The following is a 26,695-nucleotide window of genomic DNA, read 5'->3' as shown; positions in this document are numbered from 1 at the left end:
GGATCTTTCCTCGTTTATACGTTGGATTTAATATTTTATTAAGCTTTATGCGTTTTCAAATTTTGCGGTATTTTACCTGTCAATTATTAAGAGGATGTTATGTAAAAACCCTTACCTTCCTGTTGGCAGGACATGTTTGTTTTTGCTATATTACGGCCCCAATTATTTTTAAATGCATTAATTTTTAATGTATTTAAAAGGATTTTGTAATCAACCTGGCTGCTGATAATTTTCAGAAACAGCATTCCGTGTTTTTCCTGGAAAAGTATATGTATGTATAAGCAATACCTCGCCTTTAATAAAAAAATCGTCCTTATTGGTTTTGGCACAATAGGAAAAGCCATATTACCGCTTATTTTCCGCCATATCGGCGTTTCGCCCAAACAAATCATTATCATCACCAAAAATGATGACGGCCAGGATATCGCCAGTGAATTTGGGGTCAAGCTGGTTATCAATGCGGTCACCAGAGAAAATCATGAATGTCTATTGGGCAGCTACGCGCAAGACGGTGATTTTATCCTGAACCTATCGGTCGATGTGTCCAGCGCAGCCCTGATCCAATACTGTCAGCGACACAATATCCTGTATCTTGATACCTGTATTGAACCTTGGGAAGGCGGATATGTGGACAGCAGCCTCCCCGCGTCATCACGCTCAAACTATGCCATGCGTGAAACCGTATTGGCACTGAGAAATCCGGGTGAGCCGCGGCCTACCGCCGTCGTGACCCATGGCGCCAACCCCGGCCTGGTCTCTCATTTTCTTAAACGGGCACTGATCAATATTGCCATCGATACCGGACATCGTTTTGTTCGCCCGCAAACACAATCCCAATGGGCGCAACTCGCGCAAGATCTTTCGATTAAAGTCATTCACATTGCCGAGCGAGACACGCAAATTTCTGACAAGGCAAAGCGCCCCGGTGAATTTGTCAACACCTGGTCAATTGACGGATTTATATCTGAGGCATCACAGCCGGTTGAACTGGGCTGGGGCACGCATGAACGCCACTGGCCCGCTGATGGACACCATCACGAAACAGGTTCACAGTGCGCCATTTACCTCAAACGTCCCGGCGCTTCAACACGTGTGCGCACCTGGACACCGCTTTCCGGTCCTTTTCATGCCTTTTTGATCACGCATACCGAGTCTGTTTCCATTGCGGACTACTTTACCTTGAAAGAAAACAATTTATTGCGATACCGCCCGACAGTACACTTTGCCTATCACCCTTGTGAGGACGCTGTTCTGTCATTGCATGAATTCGCCGGAAAAGAATGGACACAACAACAGCATCAGCGGGTCATGTTTGACGAAATCACAGACGGCATGGATGAATTAGGCGTTCTTTTAATGGGCAACCAGAAAGGCGCTTATTGGTTTGGCTCTCAACTGACCATACATGAAGCGCGTAAACTCGCCCCCTACAACAATGCCACCAGCCTGCAGGTTGCCATCGGCGCCTTGTCAGGCATGATATGGGCCATGGAGCATCCCGAGCTAGGCATTGTCGATCCGGATGAAATTGACTTCGAATACATATTAAATATCGCCGGGCCGTATTTGGGAAAAGTAGCGGGCTATTACACAGACTGGAACCCCTTAAACCATAGAGAAAAATTATTCCCTGAACACCTTGATAAATCAGATCCCTGGCAATTTCAAAATATCCGCGTCTATTGACATCCGGCTCGCGGACTCTCCCAGGAAGTGACAATCAAGTACTTCTTAACAAGGACGTCGTCCGAATTCTGGACTCTCCGGCGCCATAGCGCTACTATATTCCCATGTTAAAGGAAATCCTGCCAGCCATGACCAAGCCATATTTACGCATTCTATTGTTAAGCCTGTCATTCACATCCTCTCCTGTCTTTGCCGCCGCTGATCCGCAGTTTCCAAATGACCTGCTTTATGCCGGCAAACCCATTGACAGTCTCTGCTTTTCTAATCCCGACAGAAAAATAGATCTCAGGCATTGCGGCGCGGCACAGGAAAAATATGCTGTTAAAAGCATCAACAACGACCTCAGCAAGAAAGGATATACCGGGTATGACTGGGAAGACGCCAGTATTCCCTCTGGCTCTCAAGGCTACACTTATTATAAATTCTTCAATGCCGGCAATAATCAATATTGGATTTACAGCATAAATAATGGCGGCGGCAGCGGTGATTTCACCAACCTATATCTGGTTCAGAGACTGGATTCCCATACGTTGGGCATCCAAACCATCGCCGGCGGCGACCGTTGCAACGGCGGCATTCAAAACGTCACGAAAAAAAATAATCATTTGACCTTTAGCGTCAACCTCACGCCTTATGATTTGATCGCCCTTTCCAATAGTAAAATTCAGAATCTTAACGCATATGATGATTTGGCCGCCTGCGCCGTCTGTTGCGCAGCAAAGGCATTTTATATTGTTGACAACCAATCCAAACTTAAATTCGATTATGCTGACTTGGGTAAAACCATTGACGCATCGGAGATGCCAGACCAGGGAAAATATCAGGCCTGCTTTAACAAACTGTTTGTTTCCCATACCAGCAAAAATGATACCGTGCTGAATCAGAAAAAAATCGATGCGTTTTCTGCCGAGTTTAAAAACGCCTGCATTTCTGCTCAAGGCGCCGAAAAACCCTGATTCTGCGCCTGACAAATCAAATATCATATTGTATCTATCTGTTTATTCTGATCTTATCCAATGAATGCGCAGACGGCCCGTTATATAATGTCATTATGTAGAGGAGAATAGACCGTGTTCAAACGAATAGCCTTATTTCTTGCCACCAACCTGGCCATCATTTTGGTTATTTCTTTCATACTAAGCCTGTTCAATGTCCAGCCTTATCTTACGCAGTATGGCCTGAATTACCAATCCCTGCTAATTTACGCCCTGATCATCGGTTTTACGGGCTCGTTTATTTCTCTCTTCATTTCCAAGTGGATGGCCATTCACGCTTTCAATATACAATTGATAGACAGGCCGGCCAACAGCGCGGAATCCTGGTTAGTGGCAGAAGTCAGAAAACTGGCGAACCAAAGAAATATCGGCATGCCGGATGTTGGCATTTATCAAAGCCCGGAGCCTAACGCTTTCGCGACAGGCTGGAACAAAAACAAGGCGCTGGTGGCTGTGTCAACGGGTTTACTTCAGACCATGAATCAGGAAGAAATGGAAGGCGTGTTAGGACATGAAATTTCTCATGTCGCCAATGGCGACATGGTGACACTAACCTTGATACAAGGCGTCGTGAACACATTCGTCATATTTTTCGCGCGCATCGCTGCGTTTTTTGTTACACAGTTTTTCAGAAGAGACAGTGATGAACAGGCGCAAGATGGCTTTGTTTACTACGGCGTTGCGATTTTATTTGAATTATTATTTGGCATACTTGCCACCATGATTGTCATGTGGTTTTCCCGCTATCGCGAATTTCGAGCCGATGCGGGTTCTGCGCGCTATGTCGGCAAGGATAAAATGATTAAAGCCTTGCAGCGCTTGCAGCAATTAATGGACAAAACGCCTGAGGATGACCGCGCCCCGGCATTTAATGCCATGAAAATATCGGGTCACAATCGCTGGCTCGCACTATTCTCAAGCCATCCTCCGCTTGAAAAGAGAATTGCAGCCCTGGAAAAACGGAATTAATTGCATCCGTAGCGGTGATGGCTTAATAACCTGTCCATGCTATCCCGGGAAGACGGATTCGTGGTTGCAAAATAGAGATCGATATTGATCAAACGACTTCTTGCGGCGCTTAGCGAAATTTGCATTTTTTCTGTCGGCTTTGCGCGCTTCATTGCGTCCGCAACGACGGCTATATATTGCTGCTTCCATGATTCAATCAGTTTTTGCTGAGCGCCCGTCAGCCGCCATCGGTTATAGAAAAAAAAGCCGCTACCTTTTTGCCTGTTTTGATCAGCCAGCAAGCTGGTCAGGCGATTTTCCAGCTCAATGAGCCGTTCAAGGTGCGATCTTTGCGGACTCCCCGCATAAAACAACTCTGTAACATTTTGGTCAGATGAATGCTGACTCTCTACAGGCCTGCCAGGTTTTTTTATGGACGCCGGTGAATCACTTTCATTCACTTCCATTATTCGGCGGGTCCCATCCGCATTCATTATTAAAATCGACAACATACCTGCTTCTCATCTCGTTTTTGTTTGCATGATTATAATGATGAAAGATTAATTAAATATTAAACTTAAAATCTTTCGATAAGCCGATTTGCGCAGGTTTAGGAAACGATTCCTGGTTTAAGACTATGTTAAAAGCCAAATTGACAATTCATAATTAACGTGCGGGCAGTCGTATTGGTGATCTTGATTGTACCGTTCGCGTCTGCGAATTGACCATCAAATCCTTCCCTGGTTTTCAGAAAAACAGGCAGAGTGGAATTTTTGTTTTGCCCTTTGTAAGACCATTGAATATTGGCCACCGTTTGCAAATTGCTTTCAAAGCAGAAAATCATGGCATGATCCCCAAACGCATATCCCGCCTGCAGCACGCCATTGGGATTCACACTGATATTTTCAAATGGCACTGTGGCGAATGCCTGACCGGGACCCGCCGACGCCAGCGTCGGCGACAGAATGAATAAACAAACCGACAGACATCGCAGCCATCTTGTTCCTGAGTGTATCGGCATAGTCATTCCCTGCTGAAAAAAGACATATTGTACCCGTCATAAAACAGTTTAGCCAGAACCGAACGGGAGAATGGCATGGCCGCCGTCCTCGCTCAAGCATCCGGCTTCTTATTGAGAACTGTTAAACACCAGACTGGATTGGTGACTCGTTTCAACTTTCTCTGCAGGCCTTTCTGTCGCTGCCGGAGTAATGCCCAGCCGGCCTATTGCCTCGGCGTTTGAAAATGGGTTGAGGATTTTTTCTTTAATGGAGGTTAACAGCGGCCCTGGTTTTCCCAACTTCATCGTAACAACGTAATCATGATCCTTGATCGGAAATGACTGAAAACCAATGGCATCATAAATTTCTTCACGCCCTGAAGCTGCGATCAGGATAAAATGCTCGTGTCCGCCGGCAAGCACAATCGCCCGGTTCATCAGGTAAGCCAATAAAAATCTGCCGCGATGTGTCCTCTGTTCTTCCTCTGTCGATCCGGGAAATTTTTCCAATGGAATTAATTCCTGGTTCATGGTTTCATCTGACAGGTAACCGAATTGCTTTCCCATGGACAGACATCTGATGACTCCGCAAAGACGGGCCCGGGAATCCAGCAATCCGATTGGCGTGACATGGCCGTTATTGAAACGGGCTTTTTTTCCCTGAATCTCTTCATTCTTATACTCATTCATTTTTCCGGGCGTGAAATCCGCGTGCCCTTCCAGAAACGCGTGTATCTCGTCATAAGGATTTTCATGCCGCAAATGTCTCGTGATATCCGTCATGCCGACGACAAATTCATGGTTTGAATCCAGTTCGGCAGCCAGTTCCTTATGTTCATCCAGTATCCTGCGGGTACTTTCTTTCAAATCAGCGCCGCTTGCCTGACGCAGGCGTTTAAATTCAGCCTCTTGCGCCGGAACATACTCCGGCAAATCTGTTCCGGCCGGAATGACAATAAACTCTTTTGCCCCTACCTGTGCCTGCAAAACACTTGATATTGTTTCCATCACGGTTTGGGCATCTTCACCCAGCCTTTCAACGGCATCCCCATCCAACACCGCTGCCAGCGTGTTATCCATTGGATCCAGAGGCAAGTCGGCAATCAAACCCGAATTTTTCAGATCGGTTATCTGAATTGAAAAAGTATTGCCATCTCTGGATACACAATCAATTGAGTATTGACCAGCAAGGGATAAGTTTCGTCTGGAAACTGACATAAAGGCGGCCTCGTTATCAAGTTTTAGCAGGTTTTATCAAGGCCGGGATTATACCCAAGTCACCTTTTAATTCCAATTAAGTGGAATCGGGCTGTGAATCGCGGTACGGGCGGCAGAACAGAGGCTCAATCCACCTCAAATAAGCACGCCAGGCTGCTTGTTAATGATATAATTAACTTATAAGATAACGCTGCCATGGAGAATTTTATGAATAAATTCATAAAGATGTCACAGGTTATGTTATTGATGCTGGCCATGGGAGCCGCCCATGCCCAAATCTCTTCTGTCACCAATGTGATCACTCCCTCCGCTCCAACCGATTGGTCTTCCAAGAATTCTAACGATGTCGTCACCATCAATAATGGCACCGGAAACTTGCTGACCATTACCATCACGGTTACCAAGCCTGCCACATCACAACCCAATCCGGCGGGTGTGAACATTAATAATTGCGGCGATACAAAACATATTGATGCCGGCAGTACCGCGATCTGCACCACGAATGACTCCAATAATCCGGTGAACTTCAGCTCTGACAGTCAAACGGACGCGGCAAGCGGTACCTATGTTATTGCGCAAAATCCCGCGTGACCGCGTGTCACCCGGCTGAGCGCCGCGCCTGCCGGAAAGGGCTCTTTTTTGCTTCCAAGCCGGACAACGCCGATGCAGAGGGATTTTGATTGTTGAATTAACCATTTTATTCGGGTAATTTTAGCCGACTATCATAACAAGAATAATGATTCGATCATCGATGAGACTTCCATGTTTAGCAGTCAATTAAGCGAATCCTCTGAATTCCGTCAGGCGCAAGACCTCGCGCATATCGTCAATATCGTCGTCAGCGGCGGAGGCGCAGCCGGTATCTGCTTTGCAGGATCATTCAAACGCATTGAAGGCGTGCGTGGATTTTCATTCAGTCATATCCGGCGAGCCGCCGGATCATCCATAGGCTCCGTTGCCGCCCTGGCGATTTGCCTGGGGCTCAATCCGGAACGCATGTTTACAAAGCTCGCCACCCTGGATTTTAAGAAATTTCTGGACAGAAGCAGCAAGAGCAAGATCATTTATAATTTTTTCAAGCACCGGGCTGTTTCTGAAGGCCGAGAAATCACGCAGGAATTGTTACAATTCCTGAAAGAAGAAACAGACCGTATCAATAATGACCTCAAACAACCTCTGGACTTGCCCGCGCCTGAACGCCTCACGTTCCGGGACTTAAAAAAACTGGGATGCAAGGATTTATTCATTGTTACAACCGAGTGCTTCATGAGAGGAAACGAAGGCGGATCGGAACAAAAAATCTGGTGTCACCTGACAACGCCGGATGCGCCTGTAGCGGCGGTCATTCTCGCATCCATGGCTGTGCCCGTTCTGTTTCCCGGCGTCACCTTCAAACAGGATGAAGACAAGATATTCAGCGTGATTCCCAACAGTACCCATGACCCTTTCGCCATGCTGAATTTTGACGGCGGGATCACGAATAATTGCCTGCTCAAGCTGTTTGATTACCGATGCTACCTGAATGACGGCGAGATTGAACGTCATGAAGATGATAAGGAATCCATGAAATTCCTTGCTGAAATTGCCGATTTTGAAAAACCCGATTTCGGGTTCGATCCTGACTTGCGAGTAAAAAATCCCCACACCCTCGCATTCGCTTTATATCCCTCATCGGACATCCCTAAAACACCCATCATCGGCTATAATCCTCTCGCCATTGGTCAGGCCATCATCAATGGATTCCTGCTTAGCAGACTGAATGAACTGCTGAGGGACAATCACGAAAGAATCATTGTCGTTAACAGTCCGATCGCCATGACAGATTTTGACGCGAATGAGGAATTGCAGCAACAAGCCATCCTCGCCGGAGCGCGGGCGGTGTCCAGGTATTTGGGTTTAACCGATGCCATCAATGAAGAAGAATACAAACTGCCTCGAAAATATCCGACAAATCCTGCTCCCCATCCAGCGCACAGTGTTCCAGCCCTAAGCGCGGCCGAGTGTTTCCTGATGTGGGGCAGTGTTACCTTCACAGAAAATCCCCCATCCCCCGCGACTCCTCCCGCTGAAAAAGCCAGACGACCAGCCCTGCATAAGTAATAGCAATGCATAGCCTGTAGCCGCGCCATCAATTATTGCTATTCATAATGATATTTTCTTTTGCCGTACCTGGCGCTGATATGCCGGGACAGCCATTCCTCTTCTTATTCCTTGCACTATACTTCGAATAAGAACGAGGACATAAAATTGAAACTTCAATCGGAATACGTTGATATTTATCAATACCCTACCAAAATCGCCCGATTAAATGAAAAAGCAGATGTGGTATTCGGCGACCTGGACGGAAACGCGATCAAATTCCTCTATTTTCTGATCCGGGAGGGAATACTCGATTTGCAGCCGGCTGATTACCAAAAGCTGGTTTCTATATACCAGACGCCTATAGAACGTTTGTCAAAAGCCGCCATTAGTGAATTTCATCATGTCGTTTCAAACGCCAAAATCAGTCAGCCCTTGCCTAAGATACACATGATTGGAGATGACCTGGCGGACCGGGGACAAAATGACCTGTTTACCTTGTTCATTTATGAAAAACTGAACAAGGAAAAAGCGGATTTTGAAGTACTTCATTCCAACCATGGCGCGCAATTTCTAAAACAATATGACATTGGCCTGGATAATGAGAACATGACCTTATATAGAGGCGCACATCACTCTTTTGGATTGTCCCTGCATAACATGCAAGACCTGCTGGATCGCGAGCTCATTTCACTACAGGAAGTGACCGGCCTGGTGGATCAGCATTATCTTCCGCGATTGAAATTGCTGAGTTACATCGTTGAAAACGATCAATTGAAAATTCTCAGCCATGCTCCCGTGGACGAATCCCGGGTGAAAAACCTTGCCGCCCTGTTTGGCGTGACCTACACTGAAGCTTCCGCGCAAGACATGGCGGCGATGCTGGACAGGATCAACAATATATTTCAAATCTTGTGCCAAGGCCCTCTCGACTCATCCCAGCCTGACCGCGTCAAGGAACTGGCCAGACTTTGCGAGGTCGAATATTCAGGCGGCAGTATCATGGAAATTGATCAGACTATCAGAAAAATCAATGCTGTCATGGGAGCCGGGATCGATGTTACCCAACCGGGCTTTTTACAGCAAATTTCTGTCATACCCCAAATTGAAGTCTTGCTGAATGACAGGTACAGTGATTTGAAAAAGACCGCGGCCAGCATGACTTCTCATACCGGCACCGTCCCGCCATCCTTTGTTACCAATATTCACGGCCATGTCAGCACTGAAGCTTTTCCTGCGAGCGCCGGATTGAAATGGCGTTATGTCAACCTGGATGGGAATCTGGGCAAGGGAAAGATCAACCAGGAAACTTACATTGTGCTGACCAGCAATCATGATTATAAAAGCATACTAACTATGGAAGCGGCCGCTGCGCGAAGCAGCCATTCTCTCCAACATTCTGTTTCAGCCTCTCTTGAAAAAGTCGGTCTGCTTGCTCATCCACACAAACCGGCTGCACCGCAAACCACGCTTATCGAAGCCGAGAAAGATAAAAACAACCCCTCAAAAAACGTATAGCCGGAAAAATCCGTTGCTTGCGAAGAAAAACTAGCCCGCTTTGGGTGTGGGGATAGTTGACGGCTGTTGTGGGAGCAGATTTTCAAATCCATTTTCAATCAAAACATGCCTAAGATTATCCTGCTTGATGGGCTTTTCAAGTATCGCATTTGCCTTTTCATATGGCTTGCCCATTTCTCCGCCAGGCCAGTCCCGCACCGTTGACCATGAAAAAATAAAACTTGGGTTAACGCCATATTTATCTTCAATGTCACGCACTTTTAGCGTAACCGCATCTCCATTCGCAGCAGGCATTTCATAATCCATCACAATAAAATCAAAGCTACGTTTCGTCGATGCGATTTTTCCCTCCACTGCCTTGACGGCACTGTCAATTTCAGTTGCAAACTGAATGGCATCGAGCGGAACACCCAATACTTTGGACATAACCATTGAAGCAACTTTACGATTTGTTTGATTATCGTCGATAATTAAAATTGAGGGTTTGTCTGTTTGAGATTTGGCATGCGTAAACATAATTAAGTACTCGCTCGTTTTGTTAAGTTATATGTAAATTATAGCAAACAGCATAAGCTAATGATTTTGAGAGGAATTATTCAAGGCCGCCGCTGCCGCATATTCATGCGCGCTGGATGGACGCAGAAATGGAATCTGGCTTCCACGATGAAATGCGGCTTTGACGCACAACGCCGAAATAATCATGATTCCGCTTTGACTTGACCCCGGATTCCCTAGTTTCTATTATGGAATAAGAGGGAAAGACCATCATGAAATATGTATTCATCACCTTTAGCGGACTCAGCCTCCCGGTAGCCTATAAATTACAGCAGGAAGGCAACGATGTGGTTGTAGGGCAGATTGGTGATATTAAAAGTTATGTGATGGAAGAAGAAGCCAAGAAAGCCGCCGAAACTTCTCTCAATCGCGAAAGACGGCTGCGGCTTTTCAGGAACATGGTAAAGATACAACCCGCCGAGCGGGTCGTTGAAAATCTGCGTTTGGCGAAAAGCGCCAGCGATTATTTCGTATTCTTTGAGGAAAATAATTTATACCGCTGGGCAGATCAGGTTCGTGATCTGGGATTTGAAGGCAATTTCCCAACCAGGGAAGATTATCTGTTTGAAGTTGACCGCGACAGAGCCAAGGCATTCGTAAAAAAGCATTATCAGAAACTATATACTCCTGAAGTAAGAGAGTTCGCCAAAGCTTCCGATGCCATCAGTTTTTTGAAGGAGACCAGAGATATCTGGGTTCTGAAGGGCAAACACGACCATGCCAAGACTTATGTACCCACCATGAATGATGTCGATCTCGCGAAAGGCCAGCTTATCGAAATGCTCAACAATTTTCCCCAGGAATATGAACGCCTGGGTTTCATCCTTGAACTTTTCATTCCCTCCATCATTGAGCTCACTCCCGAAAAAATGTATTACGATGGCGTCCCGCTCGCCACCACCATGAACTTTGAAAACAAATCCTTTGGCAGCGGCAATATATCCATACAGACTGGCTGCGCGGAAGACCTGGTTTTTCCCACCGACATGGAAGACAGGATAAACAAAATATGCTTTCCTCCTGTTGTGGATGAAATGGCGCGCCAGCATAAGGGATTGTTTATTTGGGACGCCTCCATCCTGATCAACAAGCGCGACGGGAAAATGTATTTTGGAGAATTCTGCTCAAACCGTCCGGGGTACAATTCGTTTTTCACTGAACTTGCTCAAACCGGACCGGTAACGCAGTTTTTCGAAAAAATCGTGCGCAAGGAATCTCCCTTTTCCCTGGGTACCGTTGGAACATCCGTGAGACTTTTCAACTTAAGCCGTGACGAAGATACGGAACATGTCGCGGCCAATATCTCCGTAGATTACCGTCAGGAAATTGAAAAAGATCTATGGCTGTGGGATGTGCGAAAAAACCAGCGCGGCAAACTGGTCACTGTGGGATCTGACTGGAATCTCGCGGTCATTACGGGCGCGGGCAAATCCATCGATGAAGCCGTTGGACGCATGTACCGCAATGTCGACGGGTTTGCTTTTGTCGGAGCCTATTACCGTTCCAAGGACGATTACTTGTCACTGGACTATTCCACTTCCATCATCAATCGTCTTAATTACGGCCTGGAACGCGGGTTATACCGCCTTCCATTTGACGTCAAGGTAGGTGAAATCCAGACCCGATAACACCCCAAGAATCATGCCTCACCGCTTCGCGCCGGCCGGTCACTTTACGCAAACATAGACCTTCGTCGCGTATCCATATCAGGCCAACAAGTTCATTTGTTTTTATGCGGCAGGGTTTCCCGGGGTTCTTCTGTTTTTACCTGCTGATCCTGTTTGTGCGCCTGGCGTTGAAAAACTTCCACCTCTTGCAATACATCAGCGCAGGCTTTACGTATCTCACCCAATATCCTGTTAACATCTTGCGGCGACTTTTGATGCTCCGACGGCAGATGAGGATTTTTCTTCAATTCTTCTATCTCAAGCAAGGCTTGTTTTAATTTGTTAACCGCTCGATCATACACATTACCATTAGTTTTCAATTCCGCGCTCAATCTTGTGAAGCCCGCGATATGCGACTCAATACTTGCTGAAAGATGTTTCAATACGTCCATGGGATTATGCCCGCCAGCCGTATAGGAACCGCTCGCGGTCGATAAATCATGTATTGCGGCAGGCGCCGCCCCGCGCGTCTGACCGGCGGTTTTTTGTATCTCCGTGCGGGTGACATTTTCATTTTGTGTCGCCATTACCAACAGGGCTTTATTAACCATTTGATAAGTCGAGCCAAACATCTCGGATAATTTTTTAATATTAGCGAGACTTTCCTCTAACAGTTTCAAATATGCGATTGAGTTTGGATTTTCCTGAGCCTGCTTTTTTATTTCCGTGATTAAAATCATTAAATCCGCATGCTCGTCATACAGATAGATTTTGGATTTCATGCATTCAAGACAAAGCGCGCGCATTTGCTTGATGTCTCCGCCATTGACAAGCCCGGATTCAATTTTTTGACTGGACTGTCTTAAACTGCCAATAATCTCCATCATGCGATGATTGAAATCCTGCAAGGCGAACTGCGTATTGTCATTGGCAGCCATCGCGCGGATATGCCCGGCAATTGAGTCCGAACCGGATGACAAACCGTTTATCAAAGGGTTTATTTCCTCCTGGATCATCTTGATAACACCAAGAGCCGAAGACACTTCGTTCATTGCCGCAATTCGTTTTTGTTTACGGGCACCCATCTTCACGGCAGGAAAGGGCCGCCGCGGCTCTTCCGCCGTCGAAGAAGGCCTTGATGGCACATTTTCCCAATAAGAGGGCATGTCAACGCTTAAACTTTCGAGTGACTTCAAATGCCGGATCAATAATCCAGCTGAAATCTGGGCACTCGGATCAGAAGGAAAGCGCGGATCGTGTATTTTTTCGTTATTTAATATTTTCAGGTCATCGCCGTTCATTTTCTCAATGCACATATCAAGCTGTTTTACATTTTTCTCCATCCTGGCCATCAAATCCTTTTCAGACGGCGTTAATTGAAGCCCGGGTGTATCCGATAGCCGTTGTTTCAATTCCAGATAAGCTTTATGGTCAATGCTGAAAGACGGATCCTTTGAAAGCTGAAACAGCAATGCCATGGCCTTGTTTAATTCAGCTTTTGAAGACGTTTGCGCACCGGAAGTTTTGGATTTTTCAATTTCACGCATAAACTCCTTTTGCATATAATCGCTAGGTCCGTTTGCCAGACTCAATATTCCTCTTTCAGTAAACTCTCCCTGCTTCGTCGCATTGAATTCAACCCTGGCCGTATAATCATATCTTTCCTTGAAACGGACAATAGCATCTATCGTCAACACGGCAACAAGCAGCGTATGCAGGACTTCATTTTCATTATATTTCTTATATCCTTCTATGCTGTCTCTATTGTCGATGGTTTGACTTATCCGTCCACGCAGCAACGAATTTGTTGCTATAAACAATCCTGTTGACTGCACATTAATCGCCAGTTGGTGCGCAAGATGAGCATGATAAATTTTCAAATCCTTGACGCCATGAGACTGACTATGATTTTCTATACATGACCGAAAATAATCCGACCAACTGCTTTCAGTTTTGGGATCGAAATGATCGGGCGTAAGCGCCAGCACGGTCGATGGAGCGAATAATTTTGTCCGGTTCAGTATATACTTCACCGCTCTTTCCAGATCGTTGTCAGGCACAGCGATTTGATTCCAGTCCACGCGGTTGAGAATTTCATTGAGATTATACGCCTTGGTTTGCAGCCCTTTATCAACGACAGCAATCATGACATCGCCTTTTCTTTTAATTACGACATTATCAGGATGCGCTACAATCTCATGAATCAGTTTTAACAATTTTTTATTTGCAGTTTTTTGCTTTTCATCCGATGGTTTGACCGCCGCCGCGGGTGAGTTTGCTTTTAATAATCCAACCTCGGCAACACTCCCCACTCTTGTATAATTAACTGTTTGCGGCAGACTCATTACCTCACTTTCTTTTTCTCCCAAAGAACTGTAAACCGTCGCATCGATGCCATCCATATTCTCGAAAATAGCAAATGAATGACGGACTTTCCTGCCGGTTTCCTTGTTTGATTTGAGGTATGATTCAAAGTTCGCGGCATTGATACCGTCTTTTTGAACAATACTGTTAATAAATGCAGAAAGATCTTGTTCTTCTGCTTTGGATTGCGTAACCGGCGGTGATCCTGGCTTTTGAGCCGCGTAAGCGTTGTCTCCGGCGGAACCTGATCGCGGATCGCTCATTCGCACCACTCCTCAAAATATCTGTTATTAATTTGATTTTGATGATAATTACCGCATTCTCCTTATTTCCACGCTGCCACGAACAAAAAAGTGAGTGACAGAGACATTTGCAATTATCTCAAATAAACATATTTTTCATTATTAATTATACATCAAACCAGGGAACATGCCGGCCGGCATCTCATTGATACCATGTCATCACCAGTTTTCACCAAAGGGACGCGCTTCCACTTCAAACGACCAGGCTGATGAAGGTTGCTGTGTCAGCCAGTATGCCGTCTCAGCGACTGCCGAGGGTTTCACAAAGAAATCGTCCGACTTTTCCGGCAGGCGTGCACGTGTTTCCGGCAAGTCCACGACGCCATCAATAATGATCACTGCCACATGAATGCCATGCGGCCATAAATATTTCGCCATGGATTCCGCCAGACTACGCTGAGCCGCCTTGGCGGGCGCAAACGCCGCTGTGCGAACACCCCCGCGTCTGGACGCGGTCGCGCCTATGACGATAATACTGCCATGCCGTCCCTGCTTCATTGAGGGAATCACTTCCTGGCTCACCAATAACAGCCCCAGTGTATTTACCCGCCAGCTTGATTCCAGCACTGTCGAATTGATTTCTTCCACGTTTCCCCAGGCGCCTGAGCCCGCGTTATAAATCACCACATCAATCTCACCCTGTTCACGCCGAATCTCCTGAAACACGTTTTTTACTGAGTCACCGTCGGTGACATCACACTTATACGCATGCGCCTCTCCTATGCGTGCCGCAAGCTCTTCAGCGAACAGGGGCGTACGGGCCAGTAATGCCACGCTATATCCCGCTTTTGCAAAACGTTCGGCCATCGCCGCTCCATTTCCCGGCCCCACCCCGGCTATTACACATACTTTTTTGTTCATGATTTTATCGTTTCCTTTTTATAAAATTTGATAACGGTTATTCTCCCGGCTTTCATTCCGGATATTCACCTCCTCATTGTCAAGACAACGGCATAATCCATACCATGCCTCCCCCGGAAGACTGATCCGCAACCATAAAGCGTGTAATCCAAAAGCCCTGCGCGCTGGCTGATATGATTGTCATTCGCCATGCGCCGGAATGAGCCCAAGCCGGAACCCAAAATAAAATATATCAAAAATTCACGCGCTTATCAGATTCAAATCCCTCAGCAAAACGAGAAATGACAACCGGATGACAAGATTGTCATTTCCTTGTCATTCATCAGGAAATCAGCCGTAGTAGACTGGAAAATAGCTGGTTATTGTCAGATCACAAAAGGAACACGCCCATGATCAGCGGAGTCTCTCTTATCGGCTATCTCGCGGCAAGCCTGGTTGCAGCCACCTTCTATATGCACTCCATGATCCCCCTGCGTTGCTTCGCTATCGCCAGCAATATCTGTTTTATTATTTACGCTTATTACACGTCCCCCCAGTTATACCCCATATTGATATTGCATGCGTTCCTCTTGCCTCTCAACATCAGCCGGTTATGGCAGCTGATCCATAAAAAGCCCATACAAATGGACTGGCTGCAACGTCATGATCATGCGCGATCGCCACTCTCGTTTTCCAGGGACGCCGCCTCCCTGGAAAAGCTCAAGCGAATGTCCGTTTCACGCTAAAATGCTTCTGCCTGGCCAACTCGGTCGAAGAGGCGCTAGCGCCTCTTCCACTCTACTCGTGTATTACGCCCGGGAATGAGGTAAAATCCATGCCAGTCAGAGAGGTATTACTTATTATGTTCAAGCCTGCGGCACTCTTCATCGGTTTCCGTTATACACGCGCAAAAAGCCGCCATCAGTTCATTTCCCTGATTTCATTTGTTTCGGTTGCGGGCATCGCCCTGGGCGTGACCGTCCTGATCACAGTATTGTCAGTGATCAACGGATTTGACCGTGAAATCAAAAAACAGGTTTTTGGCATGATTTCACCTATTACCATCAGCAGTTATACCGGACGATTGAACGGCTGGAAGGACATGGAAAATCAACTGCGAAAAGACCGCCTGGCGGCCGCGCCGTTCGCGAGCGGACAAGCCATGCTGACCTTTTCCAACATGACTTTGCCGGTCATGCTGGCAGGCGTTCTGCCGGCGAAGGAAATCGGCGTCTCGGCGTTACCTGATAAAATGATCAAAGGCCGGCTATCCGATTTAAAAGCAGGTCACTATGGAATTGTGCTGGGAGTCGATCTGGCGGGCAAACTGGGTGTCACGACTGGGGATGAAATCATTGTCGCGACATTAAAAGACACTTCTTCGACAACGGTCATCACGCCGCATTTTAAGAAGTTTATCGTGACAGGAATTTTCCAGGCGGGCGGAGGCGGGCTGGCTTTTGATTCCAAGATGGCTTTTATTCATTTGAACGATGCGCAGTCATTTTTCTCCCTGGGAAACGCGGTGACCGGGTTACACGTGAATATCGAAGACTTGTACCAGGCTCCCCGTATTGCAAGCTTGCTGCAAAGCCGCCTGACACCCGATGTCCGGGCGTGGGATTGGACTGAACAACTGGGAGGATTCTTTGAAAATATCCGCGTAACCAAGACGATGATGTTCTTCATTTTTGTTTTGATTATCGCCGTCGCAGCTTTCAATCTCATTTGCACCATGATCATGATCGTGAAAAACAAACAGGCCGATATTGCCATTCTGCGTACACTGGGAGCGACTCCTCTCATGATTCTGACGATTTTTGTCATCCAGGGAATCTGCATCGCGCTGGGCGGGACATTACTGGGTATCATAGGCGGCATCACACTCGCGTCAAATGTTTCAGCCATCTCCACCTGGGTCCAGCAAGCATTGCATATGCAGCTGGTGTCATCACAAGTATACTTCGTTAACTATCTGCCGTCGGAACTGCACTGGCCGGATGTCTGGCTCATCAGCCTGGTCGCGCTTGCTTTAAGCCTCGCCGCGACACTTTACCCCGCCTGGAACGCTGCCCGTATAGACCCGGTCGAGGCCTTGAATGCGGAGTAACACCGCCGCAACTTGCGCTAATAGCGATATCTGACTATTTACCCGGCCCAAACACGCCCGCGTGCTTCGCAATCAGACAAATGCCCCCTATCGCAACCGCACCCAGCGCAAAAAGAGAAAAGGCTTGAAGCAGAGACGGGCTTTTTTTCTCTTCCGGCACGGGTTGCAGTTTTTTTGACTCCGCCCAGGCTGGCAATTTTCCTGATAAATAAAACTGATTCATGCCGGTAAGATCGCAAACAAAATAAGCATAGGAATCCGCGTTATTCGTCGCCTTCATTCGGTCCGCGCCAACATCGTCAGGATAAGGCCGTGATCCCTGTCCGTTTTTCAATGCCTTTTCACCGTGGTAGTAGCCGCGGTCCATAACCCAGGCATAACGATGCGCGGCCTCATGAATCAGGGTCAACATCGCCATCAAGGGGCTTGCTTGCAACAGCCGATAGTCAAGGTAAATCGGCCCGTAATTTTCCCAGCCTATGCCTTTTCTCTCATAATGAACATAACCAATCACGCGGTTTTGTGGATTCTGCTGCTTTTTCCGGGAGATATTGGAAATAAAAACCTTGTCAGTTTTCTTTGAGTCGGATTGATTCGCGTGATACAACATGATGGCACGCATTATTATTGATTTATTGATGTTAGCCAAATCAACATCAGGTATTTGATTGATATTGGCATCTATTTCCCTTATATCAATAATTTTCTTCCTGATCCTGTCTTCGTAATAAGACACATCCCATCCATTTACAGTCTTGCTAAGAACATAAGTTTTACCCGAAAAATTTGCGATTTCGGCATTACCCGGTTCGCGGGGAAAAATTTCCAGATTAAGCTCCAGTTCGCCCAGAAAGCCCTTGAATACCTTCAACAGATTGTTTCTGATCGGAAAAATCATGGCGAGTATATTATCAATGGAATTGTTGGTTATATTGATATAAAAATGGCGCTTCAACATCTTAAGCGCATTCAATATTTCCTGATCCGCCCCTTCATCAATCAAAAGCTGCTTGATATTGCCTCTCTGTCTGCGCTCAACCGCTTGTTTTTGGGAAAGATAACTGCATAATTGGTCCACCAGCGTCACCGCCCGCTCCAGACGGAAGATGGCTTCGTTATAAACCTTATTGAGCATGACAATTTCTTCGCGCGAATGCGGCTGGGTCTTTAGTTTTAACGATAAGATCTGACCGGACTGGGTAACAGGTGACGCTGATTTCTTATCCGATACGATATTTTTGCGATGCATGGATTTTTCTCGCCTCGTTTCATTTCTATTTATATAAACCAGATAATATTGGAATTCTTATTCGTTTATCTGGAAGAAACAGTATACAAAGGCAAGATTAAGCTAATATGATATGAAAGCCGCCTGGCGCGATCGAATTGAATAATGACATCTGAAATCCAGACGCTCTGACGCCGTCAGAATGGCTTAAGCGATGTCTGTGGAAAATGAGCGAACCCATTCTGTGCAGCGATTTTTCGGGGGGTCAGATCATCTGACCGCGCCTGATCAGGATCACATCCGGCTTCGAGCAACAATTTTACTATCCCGCTGTTTGGATATTGCGCGGCAATATGCAACAGCGTGGTTCCATCACGCAACGCTATGCGCGTCACATCCGGAAAGGCTTTCATAATTTCGTCAAGCTGGTTTGCTGCATTCCTTTCCACCGCTGAAACCGCCGCTGCCAGCACCAAATCGTCACTCGCCCTGGTCAGATATTGCCGCACTGCGTTGCCATCCTGATTCCCCGTCAAAAACCGATAGACTTTTCCCAGGGCGTTGAGAATCAATTCATTGTTAACTGGAAATGACAATTCGCCAAATTTCTTTTTCATTCTAATGCTGCATTCTTCAATCAGGTTAAAAGAACTTAATGCCTGACCGATTTCATTTGTCGGCAATCTGACCGCAGCCTGCTTCAAATAATTCAGCGCTTCGGAACGATATTCATTATCATCTTGAGCAATCGCATCAATCAGTGAATAGAGTCTCAAATACTGCCTGGTTTCGTCATGCAAAATCATGCCGGGAAACATGGCAGATGAATTTTCCAGCGCATGAATGCGCCGTAAAGACGCGCCTTGTTCAAGCAGAAACTGAATTACCGGCACCTTGTCCTCACTGCATGCCTGAACAAGAAGCTTGTCCAAATGAATTTCAAACAAATGCCTCAACTGATCCGCGCCGGAATCCTGCTCGTCACGGGCAGGAACAAGATCAATGACGGCAAATGAAAACTCGTGCAGGATTTTAGTCAATGATATCTCATTATATGTTTTGAATCTTATCTTTTGAACAAGTTCATTAGCCTGTCTTAATAGTTTAACCGCCGCAGTGATTTCTCGAGCACAACCGCTTACGCTCAGCTTTTGCAGCTTGTCGCATGCTGCCGCCTTAGAGAAGGAAAAATGTTTTTGGTCGATATTTTTCAATAATTCGCCCTGATGATACAGAATGATTCTCCCCAACTCGATTTCAGCCTCATCCAGAGAACAGCGCTCCGTCTTCTCAATCCGGGTCATCATGATAAGAAACTGGGTCAGCCTGGACGCCAGTTCCGGACTATATCGTTTCGTATCCAACAAAATAAAAGGCGAATCCGTTCCGGGTGTCTGTTTTTTCGCGTTGTTCATCAGATAATGAATCCCGAGAATTTCAGAAAAGACCATTCCCAGGGAGAAGACGTCACTTTTATAGTCCGTGCTTTCTCCATTGAAAATTTCCGGAGCGGCATATCCAATTGTCCCGGGTGCGGAACCTGCATCCTTTTCCTCCGCCGGTTTACTCATGTCGAAGTCAATCAATTTGACAACCGGATTATCACGATTGGAAGTATCCGCCACAAGATTGGCGGGTTTAACGTCCCGGTGGACCACTCCAAGCTGATGAATGGAACGCAGCGCGGAAATCGCATTAAAACACAAACCCAGCAATTGCGCGGATGTGTACATCTGCCTTTCTTTCATAAATTCATCCAGATTGAGTCCATTCACGGCATCCATAAAAAACAGTGTCGTAAATGCGGTCTTTTTTCTGTCCACGAAGTAAAAGCCCGCTTGCGAATAGCCGGCAGCGATATTGAATTCATATTCCCGGCGCGTGCGTTCACAGGAAAGTTCATCGCTATGGATTTGTTTCTTTACCAGCAGACCCGGTGTGTCACGAAAATAGATATGCTGTCTGCACAGAGTAAACACACCTTTAACCCGATATATTTTTACTCCGAATTTTCCATCATGAAACTCATCGCCTATCAAATAAAAATATCTTTTATCCTGTTCAGATGTGTCTTGTTTCATTAACAGAAGCGGGGGCTCGGTGTTTAATTCATATTCTGATGCGCGCAGCGAGAATGCGGGAAAATCAGACTCATAAAAGATCGTCTTGTCAGTCTGCCTGGACAGCCATTTCAATATTAAAAGCGATTCTTCCTTCTGCATGACGAGAGGATTGATATATTTCTTTTTTTTTGAGGGAACGGGTACTTCTCGCGCTCCATAAGATCGCTGTGACGATGCCGGGGACGTGTAAAGGGAAGAAGCAAAATCAACTTGAGAGAGCGGCCTGAGAAACATTCAGAATTACCTTTAAAATCATTATTATGCGCACCAACCATCGGTGCGGCGCCTCGAATTGTTTCCTCATTATAATGGTCATTTATTAAGCAAATATTAATACCGCGCCGGCGATAACGCAGAATGGGGAGGGATCAGAAAGCTCAAGCTTTGCGAATGTGCGACTTAAATGTCGGAATAATTTTGACCCTGCGAATTTGAGAGCCTTTGACTTCTTCGATCACAGCATCAAACTCATTGAAAGATATTTTTTCACCGGCTTTTGGCAGCGTGCCTGCCCGCACAATGATAAGGCCTGCCAGCGTATCCAGATCTTCTTCATCAACGTTGAGGGAAATATCACGATCCAGCGCTCTTTCAAGGGAGTAAATTGAACACTCACCTTTTGCGGTAATGGTATTGTCCGCGTTCTTGATCCAGTCATCTTGTGTTTTGTGAAACTCATCTTTGATACGGCCAATCAGGACATGCAGCAAGTTATCCAGCGTGACAAACCCCAGAAGATTTTCCCTGCCCTTGTAGATGAGCGCGAAATGCGGCATGCCTTCCCGGAACTTCCGCAGCAAATCAATCGCCGGCAGTTGATGCGACACTTTTAACACGGGCCTGATATAAGGCTCAAGGGAGGTGATCTGCTTCTGCTGATACAGCGCGGCAAACAAATCCTTGACGTGCACAATGCCGATAACTTCATTTTTCTCCGGATCAAATACCGGATACCTGCTATACCGTTTTTCGATAACAATTTGCATGAGTTCTTCAATAGACTGCCGGATATCCAGCAATATGATTTCTTCACGATGGCGCATCACTTCCGTTACCTGAAGATCGGCGAACTCCAGGGTATGCTCGATAATTTCGGATTCTTCCTTTGATAATTCTCCTTGCGTATGACTGGTGCTCAGAATCAATTTAAGCTCATCTGCCGAATAAAAACTCTCATGGTTGACGGCCACGTCCAGGCCGATGATTCTGAGAAAAAAATTGGAACAGGAATTCAACAGCCAGATAGCCGGATACATCAGCCAGTAAAATCCGTACAATGGCACGGCAGTCCAGACTGAGATGGTTTCAGATTTACGGATAGCAAGCGATTTAGGCATCAATTCGCCAACCACGATATGCAGAAACGAAATAAAGGAGAAAGCGGTGAAAAATGCGATCACTGTCACCCATTGAGGCGATGTGATGCCAAGAAACCGAAAGAACGGCTCCAACAAATACGCGAACGCAGGCTCGCCTATCCAACCCAGCCCCAGAGACGCGAGTGTTATACCCAGCTGACAGGCTGACAGATAAGAATCCAGGTGTTTGTGCACCTGCTCAAGAATGCCGCCGCGAAATCCATAAGCTTTTCTGATCGTTTGTAGCCGTGTACCACGCAACTTGACCATGCCAAATTCGGCGGCGACAAAAAAAGCATTCATGAGAACAAGCAGAAATGCCACAGCAATCAAAAGCAGGTTGGTTATCATAATTCAGCCTATCTTGTCAGATAGCGTATTATCCATCGAAACCAGGCCGCGATCTAGAGTTGATTTGTTATCTGCGCCCAAGCTGTTTGGCAGGCAAACCATCTTGGCATTTATGATAGACCGCATGAATGCTCATTTTCTTCAGGATGCCGGATTTCCTGTTGCAGCTCGGCCATTTTTCTTTGATAGCACTTCATCCTGAAGGCTTCATCCTTTCTGCAGCGCATTTTTTCCTCGCGGTTGAGGCGGAGCAGCATTTCTATATATTCGCATTCGACCTCGCGTGACTGCGCATTCCATTTATTGCCGAATGTTCCACGCATGACGATATCAATCAGACGATTCTTGATTACGGCGGGCGATTCAGTCGTATCCCTGAGCAGATAAGGAACCCTCTTGCGCGACACGGTCTTGTGATTTTTAATATCTGAAAATGCATCTTCCATCATTTTAAAAAATTTATTCAATCCTTCCACGGGATTCAGTTTTCCCATTGATACTTCGCGTATGATTTCCAGACCCTTAGTCCGGCATTCGCAAGTATTCTCCAGCTCGTCATCCAGTTGATTCACAAACGCAGGCAATTCAACGGTTGCATTAAGACTATGCAGGAAGTGTGTGCCAGTTAGAATGCTATGCGGGTCTCCAGGCTTTTCAAAAACCTGTTTTGGCGAATTATCAACAAACGCGCCAAAAAAACTGCTGTGGCATGCCTGGGTGATATTCGTACCCAGCGGGGAATTACGACCCCGGCCAAACTGCAAAAATGTATGGCCCATGCCGGGAGTATAATGAGTGCCATAATACGCGACCAGCGTATAAAAGAAGTAATCCACTCTGGCGGCGGCATGATACAGTATCCGGTCTTTTGATTCCAATAGCAGCAATTCTGGCGCTTGCTTCTTGACCTCCAGTTCTTCCATTGAAGTATCCAGACTCAAGGCTGCAGTATGATTTTCCAGATAACTGAATTTCTGGCGCTTCGCCTGACGGTGCGGCCGCGCTGCCGCGTCGCTCCCATGAGACAATTGGCGCATTGCTGACTGAGCTTCGGGAGCGCGATTCTCTGCTTTCCGCCTGGAAACCGTTCCTATGTCCTGACCGGCGAGTGAGGACTGGTTTAATCGAGCATAAAGCAAGGCGTGTGTGGATGTGCGGCTGCGCGTCCCATACAAGCGGGAATTCAGCCGGACCGCTTTGGAAATTGGATTGACTCGCATCATCAGCAGGTTCCCTCCTAAAAGATGAATATCCATTCAACCATTACGAGTAACGCATGAATCACGCGACAGACCAGGCTGGAACCTTTTCACTATATCACACACTGACAAAAGACAAAACAGGACAAACAAGGCTGATCGCAGCCTGCAACATGGCATGGATGAAAATCGGCTGAATCAAGAAAAACCCGGGTTTTTCTCCCGGGAACTTATGAATTATCGAATCATGTTTCTTATTTGGCCGTCATAAATTTGTCTGTCATGTCCATGATATAAGCCGGCTGTGCCAGCGGCATTTTCAATAGCGGCGCTTTTTCTGAAAAATCAATTTTACTCATGGAAACGCCTTTCACAGTCATATCATTATAGGTCCGGTAATATAAAATCTTGTGCGATAAATCCTTGAAAACAACCCATTGAGTAATATCACTGGACTCCTTGCCTTGGTCAATCGATCGCACCAGACCAGCGGGTAAATCCACGTTATTTATCAAGTGCTGCGCGAGATTCAGCGCGTCTGCGGCTGTCTGTACCGGATAAACGGAGTTCAGCATGAATGAAATTTTAGTGAATCGTGACGGAGGGCTTGCGTCCCCGGGCAGGCCCACGCTGCCGGATCCCATGCCTGTGGAAGAAAAAGTGAACCCGCCGGCTGTCACCGGTTTGGGACTGTAAGGGGATAAGTTAAGATAATTGCGAAGATTAGTTATCTGCCAGTCATACGTGGGTGAATTTGTCAGCACCCCCATGAAATCATATATCATCATTTGCCCACGAACGAACTCCACAACAATTCCTTTTCCCGTCGCATCCTGTATGACTGCGTGCAAAGGAAAAATCGCGCTGCCCAGGCTTGGCAGGGTTTGCTCGTAAACAAAAATATTCGCGAGCGCCTGACGCACTTCATCAACCGTTTTAAAATTACCCAAGACCCAGTCTCCAAAGTGGTAATAAGGAATGGATTGGCTTTCCTTCCCCTGTGGAACAGCTTGATATTGCGTTTCACCCGGGAGATAAAGATATTCGAATGACAAGCCGTTTTCATTGATGCCATCCACGGTGATATCCTGGTTCATTCCGTCAATATAAAGGTAGCCGTATTTTGCTTTCCAGGACATGGCGGGTTTGCCATCCGGTGCGGTGTCAGCAAACTGTCTCATGCGGTTCGAGCTTCGCAGGTTAGCATTCATGTCAACGGCAAATTCCATGCTGCGACCAACAATCAGCGTTCCATCCTTCGCCATCACCCGAAAATCAGTGCAGGCGTCGGCGGGTGATGAAACAGCAAGCAAAGAGACTGCGCAGGACATTAGAAAAACGGAAAGTTTATTCATGTGAGCCAAACTCCATTTTTGCCGGATGATGAATTTAATATATCATAAACCCGCGCTCCGACAGGTAAAATGCATGTTAAATAAATGATATTATTAATTTTTTATTATACATTCATTGCCTGCGCCCGCTTCGAATCGACAGCTTCGCTCGTAAAAAAACCGCGAAAATGCCCCGCTGTAATTTAAGAGAAAATTCAATAAAGTCGCGATAAGATAGTATGACCACCCTGTCTCTGTCACAGGAGCACCCCATGATGCGACCAAGGGCCACAGAACAAGACACTATCGACTCTGCCGAAGAACTCCTACAACTGCGGCTGATGAAGCTGAAATATGATTTCGACTGGTCAAACATCAACCGCGACAAGCGCGCAGCTGAGCTTCTGAAATTATGGCTTGAATGCATCCAAGGTTCGGCCAGTGTTTCAATACCCACCGTGACGCACACTGTTGCAGCCCGGCATCCTTCAGACCTTGAATTCAACACTCGCGCTGTCATGATGCTTGCCCAGGGAGGTCACGCAGAAGCTCAATACAAGTTAGCCCAATTCTATCTTGGCCGCGGCCAGCAGGATCAGGCAGTGTCCTTGCTGACAAGCGCCGCCAGACAAGGTCATATGCCTGCGCAGTTTCATCTGATACGGATTTTTCATTCGGGACTTCCGGACCTGCCTCGCAACCAGGAGCAAGCGAAATCATGGGTTCAAATCCTGACACGCCAGCTACAGGAAGAATATTTTGAGACGGTTTCCGCTAACGAAACGGAGTCAACGGCCAGAAGACTGGAACAATTTCACAAACAGGTGACTGATTTTCTCAAATCCAAACCTGATCTTGCGGATGAGACGCCTCTTCTCTTGCGCGCGCATCCCGCACTTGACTATCTGTCTAGCCGCGGTGATGTGGTGCGCGCCGTGGAAGCCTTAAACAAGCTGCTCCATGCCTTTCAGAGTCATGCCATCATCAGCGAAAGCAAATGGACAATAGCGAATATTTGTAACAACAGACGCTTGCGCATGGATGAGCAAAGTCATGAATTATTGCGCCCCATGGCTGTCATTTCATTTTCTCTGGGTAGCGAACTTTTTACCGTGACAGATAATTATCTGTTCAAATTATTCATGAAAATGCGAATTCATTATCATGGCATTCTGGAGGCGACCATCAACAAGCGCGCCTGTATATTGTCCATTGATGATGAAGCGCTGCTGCGCGACATCCCGCGCTTGTGCGCCGTTTACAATATCCAGACAACCGCGGTGATCCTCGATTACTTTCAATATCCCGGTACAAGCCAGCCTGCCGCTCCGCCCCGGCAGAATGCCGGTCTTGTACTGCAAAAGAAAGCTTTTTTACTGGAATTAAAAGCCGAAGTAAATAACACATCGTGGGACACCAAAGCCGTCAAATTCTATGGTTATTATACGCCGGAACACATTGCCAGCATGCGGGAGCTGCTAAAATCCCTGCATGAAAGCTCGGCCAATGAAACCGTTGACACTCTGTTTTGCGCACTGGAAGAACTGATGAGCACGATCAAGATTAAAAAGCGTTATCCCGAGGTGGATAATTTATATTCCCGCATCCGTTCTCGCATCAACGATCTCAATCAATTAAAATCTGGCCCGGATACCAGCCTGGCGAAAGGCTATGCTTAATCAACCCGCGGTAAAAACGCGCACGTTCAACGTTCCTTGAGCATTCTTGAAAAAGGCATCGGCCAATTGACGAGGCATTTGGTTCACATTACGCTATCTGATTTCATTTCTGGACATGGATCTGTTTTAATGTCTAAGCTTAAACGCTGCATCACATTTTTATACATATTTCTCTGCGCCGGTTTCATATTGAGCACGCTG

General features: G+C 46.6%; 22 protein-coding genes. 10 read left to right on the top strand and 12 right to left on the bottom strand.

What is annotated here, in order from left to right; genetic code table 11:
• Positions 1-273: 273 nt before the first annotated feature.
• From AQULUS_RS01285 to htpX, 3 genes are all read left to right on the top strand, one after another.
• Entirely contained in the window at positions 274-1,686 is a 1,413-nt protein-coding gene (locus AQULUS_RS01285) for a homospermidine synthase (RefSeq protein WP_148337874.1), read from the top strand.
• Positions 1,687-1,814: 128 nt separating this feature from the next.
• Positions 1,815-2,642, top strand: a complete 828-nt coding sequence (locus AQULUS_RS01280) for a hypothetical protein (RefSeq protein WP_148337872.1) — start codon at positions 1,815-1,817, stop codon at positions 2,640-2,642.
• A 114-nt stretch (positions 2,643-2,756) separates the two neighbouring features.
• Positions 2,757-3,650: a protease HtpX gene (gene htpX, locus AQULUS_RS01275; protein ID WP_148337870.1), complete on the top strand. Its 894-nt coding sequence runs from the start codon at positions 2,757-2,759 to the stop codon at positions 3,648-3,650.
• On the opposite strand, the gene AQULUS_RS01270 is transcribed toward htpX, so the two are convergent.
• The 3 genes from AQULUS_RS01270 to AQULUS_RS01260 form a co-directional block, all read right to left on the bottom strand.
• On the bottom strand, positions 3,647-4,141 hold the full coding sequence (locus AQULUS_RS01270; protein WP_148337869.1) for a hypothetical protein: 495 nt from the start codon (positions 4,139-4,141) through the stop codon (positions 3,647-3,649). The two genes, htpX and AQULUS_RS01270, sit on opposite strands and share 4 nt — an antisense overlap.
• A 128-nt stretch (positions 4,142-4,269) precedes the next feature.
• On the bottom strand, positions 4,270-4,650 hold the full coding sequence (locus AQULUS_RS01265; RefSeq protein WP_148337867.1) for a hypothetical protein: 381 nt from the start codon (positions 4,648-4,650) through the stop codon (positions 4,270-4,272).
• A gap of 108 nt (positions 4,651-4,758) precedes the next feature.
• The gene (locus tag AQULUS_RS01260) at positions 4,759-5,847 is read right to left on the bottom strand and encodes a hypothetical protein (protein ID WP_148337864.1); all 1,089 of its coding nucleotides are present in this window, start codon (positions 5,845-5,847) and stop codon (positions 4,759-4,761) included.
• Between the two features lie 207 nt (positions 5,848-6,054).
• Between AQULUS_RS01260 and AQULUS_RS01255 the strand changes: the two genes are divergently transcribed.
• The 3 genes from AQULUS_RS01255 to AQULUS_RS01245 all read left to right on the top strand — a co-directional run bounded on the left by AQULUS_RS01255 (position 6,055) and on the right by AQULUS_RS01245 (position 9,444).
• The gene (locus AQULUS_RS01255; RefSeq protein WP_148337862.1) at positions 6,055-6,438 is read left to right on the top strand and encodes a hypothetical protein; all 384 of its coding nucleotides are present in this window, start codon (positions 6,055-6,057) and stop codon (positions 6,436-6,438) included.
• A gap of 171 nt (positions 6,439-6,609) precedes the next feature.
• Positions 6,610-7,947, top strand: coding sequence for a patatin-like phospholipase family protein (locus AQULUS_RS01250; protein WP_148337861.1), 1,338 nt, complete (start codon positions 6,610-6,612; stop codon positions 7,945-7,947).
• A gap of 147 nt (positions 7,948-8,094) precedes the next feature.
• Positions 8,095-9,444, top strand: coding sequence for a hypothetical protein (locus AQULUS_RS01245; protein WP_148337858.1), 1,350 nt, complete (start codon positions 8,095-8,097; stop codon positions 9,442-9,444).
• Positions 9,445-9,474: 30 nt separating this feature from the next.
• Here the strand turns inward: AQULUS_RS01245 and AQULUS_RS01240 are convergent, their stop codons facing one another.
• The gene (locus tag AQULUS_RS01240) at positions 9,475-9,876 is read right to left on the bottom strand and encodes a hypothetical protein (RefSeq protein WP_172622686.1); all 402 of its coding nucleotides are present in this window, start codon (positions 9,874-9,876) and stop codon (positions 9,475-9,477) included.
• A 335-nt stretch (positions 9,877-10,211) separates the two neighbouring features.
• On the opposite strand from AQULUS_RS01240, the gene AQULUS_RS01235 reads away from it, so the two are divergent.
• Entirely contained in the window at positions 10,212-11,627 is a 1,416-nt protein-coding gene (locus AQULUS_RS01235) for a hypothetical protein (protein WP_148337854.1), read from the top strand.
• Between the two features lie 92 nt (positions 11,628-11,719).
• Here the strand turns inward: AQULUS_RS01235 and AQULUS_RS01230 are convergent, their stop codons facing one another.
• Complete coding sequence (locus AQULUS_RS01230; protein WP_148337852.1) at positions 11,720-14,233, bottom strand: hypothetical protein; 2,514 nt, start codon at positions 14,231-14,233, stop codon at positions 11,720-11,722.
• Between the two features lie 198 nt (positions 14,234-14,431).
• A complete protein-coding gene (locus AQULUS_RS01225) occupies positions 14,432-15,133 on the bottom strand; it encodes an SDR family NAD(P)-dependent oxidoreductase (protein WP_148337850.1) in 702 nt (233 codons plus the stop codon).
• Between the two features lie 389 nt (positions 15,134-15,522).
• Between AQULUS_RS01225 and AQULUS_RS01220 the strand changes: the two genes are divergently transcribed.
• Complete coding sequence (locus AQULUS_RS01220) at positions 15,523-15,858, top strand: hypothetical protein (protein WP_197737269.1); 336 nt, start codon at positions 15,523-15,525, stop codon at positions 15,856-15,858.
• A gap of 89 nt (positions 15,859-15,947) precedes the next feature.
• Positions 15,948-17,222 (top strand): lipoprotein-releasing ABC transporter permease subunit, encoded by a 1,275-nt coding sequence (locus tag AQULUS_RS01215; protein WP_148337848.1) that lies wholly within the window; start codon positions 15,948-15,950, stop codon positions 17,220-17,222.
• 34 nt (positions 17,223-17,256) lie between these two features.
• On the opposite strand, the gene AQULUS_RS01210 is transcribed toward AQULUS_RS01215, so the two are convergent.
• From AQULUS_RS01210 to AQULUS_RS01190, 6 genes are all read right to left on the bottom strand, one after another.
• Entirely contained in the window at positions 17,257-18,471 is a 1,215-nt protein-coding gene (locus tag AQULUS_RS01210; protein ID WP_148337846.1) for a hypothetical protein, read from the bottom strand.
• 176 nt (positions 18,472-18,647) lie between these two features.
• Complete coding sequence (locus tag AQULUS_RS01205) at positions 18,648-20,807, bottom strand: ankyrin repeat domain-containing protein kinase (RefSeq protein ID WP_148337844.1); 2,160 nt, start codon at positions 20,805-20,807, stop codon at positions 18,648-18,650.
• A 143-nt stretch (positions 20,808-20,950) separates the two neighbouring features.
• A complete protein-coding gene (locus AQULUS_RS01200; RefSeq protein WP_408608915.1) occupies positions 20,951-22,282 on the bottom strand; it encodes a hemolysin family protein in 1,332 nt (443 codons plus the stop codon).
• 3 nt (positions 22,283-22,285) lie between these two features.
• Complete coding sequence (locus AQULUS_RS13095) at positions 22,286-22,408, bottom strand: hypothetical protein (RefSeq protein ID WP_269472860.1); 123 nt, start codon at positions 22,406-22,408, stop codon at positions 22,286-22,288.
• Positions 22,393-23,505 carry a hypothetical protein gene (locus AQULUS_RS01195; protein WP_148337842.1) on the bottom strand — a complete coding sequence of 371 codons (1,113 nt, stop codon included), beginning with the start codon at positions 23,503-23,505 and terminating at the stop codon, positions 22,393-22,395. The genes AQULUS_RS13095 and AQULUS_RS01195 overlap by 16 nt, the downstream gene beginning before the upstream one ends.
• Before the next feature lie 230 nt (positions 23,506-23,735).
• Positions 23,736-24,836 carry a linear amide C-N hydrolase gene (locus AQULUS_RS01190; protein WP_148337840.1) on the bottom strand — a complete coding sequence of 367 codons (1,101 nt, stop codon included), beginning with the start codon at positions 24,834-24,836 and terminating at the stop codon, positions 23,736-23,738.
• Positions 24,837-25,087: 251 nt separating this feature from the next.
• On the opposite strand from AQULUS_RS01190, the gene AQULUS_RS01185 reads away from it, so the two are divergent.
• Complete coding sequence (locus AQULUS_RS01185) at positions 25,088-26,494, top strand: tetratricopeptide repeat protein (RefSeq protein ID WP_148337838.1); 1,407 nt, start codon at positions 25,088-25,090, stop codon at positions 26,492-26,494.
• Positions 26,495-26,695: the final 201 nt, after the last annotated feature.

This window comes from Aquicella siphonis (assembly GCF_902459485.1).
Taxonomy (GTDB): domain Bacteria; phylum Pseudomonadota; class Gammaproteobacteria; order DSM-16500; family DSM-16500; genus Aquicella; species Aquicella siphonis.
The sequence above is the reverse complement of the archived record's forward strand: the minus strand, read 5'-3'. Positions and strand labels throughout refer to the sequence as shown.

Excerpts from the sequence above, each read along its gene's own strand:
- AQULUS_RS01200 (WP_408608915.1), bottom strand. The coding sequence starts at position 22,282 with ATGATAACCAACCTGCTTTTGATTGCTGTGGCATTTCTGCTTGTTCTC.
- AQULUS_RS01190 (WP_148337840.1), bottom strand. The coding sequence starts at position 24,836 with ATGAATAAACTTTCCGTTTTTCTAATGTCCTGCGCAGTCTCTTTGCTT.
- AQULUS_RS01285 (WP_148337874.1), top strand. The coding sequence starts at position 274 with ATGTATAAGCAATACCTCGCCTTTAATAAAAAAATCGTCCTTATTGGT.
- AQULUS_RS01220 (WP_197737269.1), top strand. The coding sequence starts at position 15,523 with ATGATCAGCGGAGTCTCTCTTATCGGCTATCTCGCGGCAAGCCTGGTT.
- AQULUS_RS01265 (WP_148337867.1), bottom strand. The coding sequence starts at position 4,650 with ATGCCGATACACTCAGGAACAAGATGGCTGCGATGTCTGTCGGTTTGT.
- AQULUS_RS01185 (WP_148337838.1), top strand. The coding sequence starts at position 25,088 with ATGATGCGACCAAGGGCCACAGAACAAGACACTATCGACTCTGCCGAA.
- AQULUS_RS01270 (WP_148337869.1), bottom strand. The coding sequence starts at position 4,141 with ATGTTGTCGATTTTAATAATGAATGCGGATGGGACCCGCCGAATAATG.
- AQULUS_RS01260 (WP_148337864.1), bottom strand. The coding sequence starts at position 5,847 with ATGTCAGTTTCCAGACGAAACTTATCCCTTGCTGGTCAATACTCAATT.
- AQULUS_RS01205 (WP_148337844.1), bottom strand. The coding sequence starts at position 20,807 with ATGTTTCTCAGGCCGCTCTCTCAAGTTGATTTTGCTTCTTCCCTTTAC.
- AQULUS_RS01255 (WP_148337862.1), top strand. The coding sequence starts at position 6,055 with ATGAATAAATTCATAAAGATGTCACAGGTTATGTTATTGATGCTGGCC.
- AQULUS_RS01250 (WP_148337861.1), top strand. The coding sequence starts at position 6,610 with ATGTTTAGCAGTCAATTAAGCGAATCCTCTGAATTCCGTCAGGCGCAA.
- AQULUS_RS01215 (WP_148337848.1), top strand. The coding sequence starts at position 15,948 with ATGCCAGTCAGAGAGGTATTACTTATTATGTTCAAGCCTGCGGCACTC.
- AQULUS_RS01235 (WP_148337854.1), top strand. The coding sequence starts at position 10,212 with ATGAAATATGTATTCATCACCTTTAGCGGACTCAGCCTCCCGGTAGCC.
- AQULUS_RS01225 (WP_148337850.1), bottom strand. The coding sequence starts at position 15,133 with ATGAACAAAAAAGTATGTGTAATAGCCGGGGTGGGGCCGGGAAATGGA.
- AQULUS_RS01230 (WP_148337852.1), bottom strand. The coding sequence starts at position 14,233 with ATGAGCGATCCGCGATCAGGTTCCGCCGGAGACAACGCTTACGCGGCT.
- AQULUS_RS01240 (WP_172622686.1), bottom strand. The coding sequence starts at position 9,876 with ATGGTTATGTCCAAAGTATTGGGTGTTCCGCTCGATGCCATTCAGTTT.
- AQULUS_RS01195 (WP_148337842.1), bottom strand. The coding sequence starts at position 23,505 with ATGATGCGAGTCAATCCAATTTCCAAAGCGGTCCGGCTGAATTCCCGC.
- AQULUS_RS13095 (WP_269472860.1), bottom strand. The coding sequence starts at position 22,408 with ATGCGGTCTATCATAAATGCCAAGATGGTTTGCCTGCCAAACAGCTTG.
- AQULUS_RS01280 (WP_148337872.1), top strand. The coding sequence starts at position 1,815 with ATGACCAAGCCATATTTACGCATTCTATTGTTAAGCCTGTCATTCACA.
- AQULUS_RS01210 (WP_148337846.1), bottom strand. The coding sequence starts at position 18,471 with ATGCATCGCAAAAATATCGTATCGGATAAGAAATCAGCGTCACCTGTT.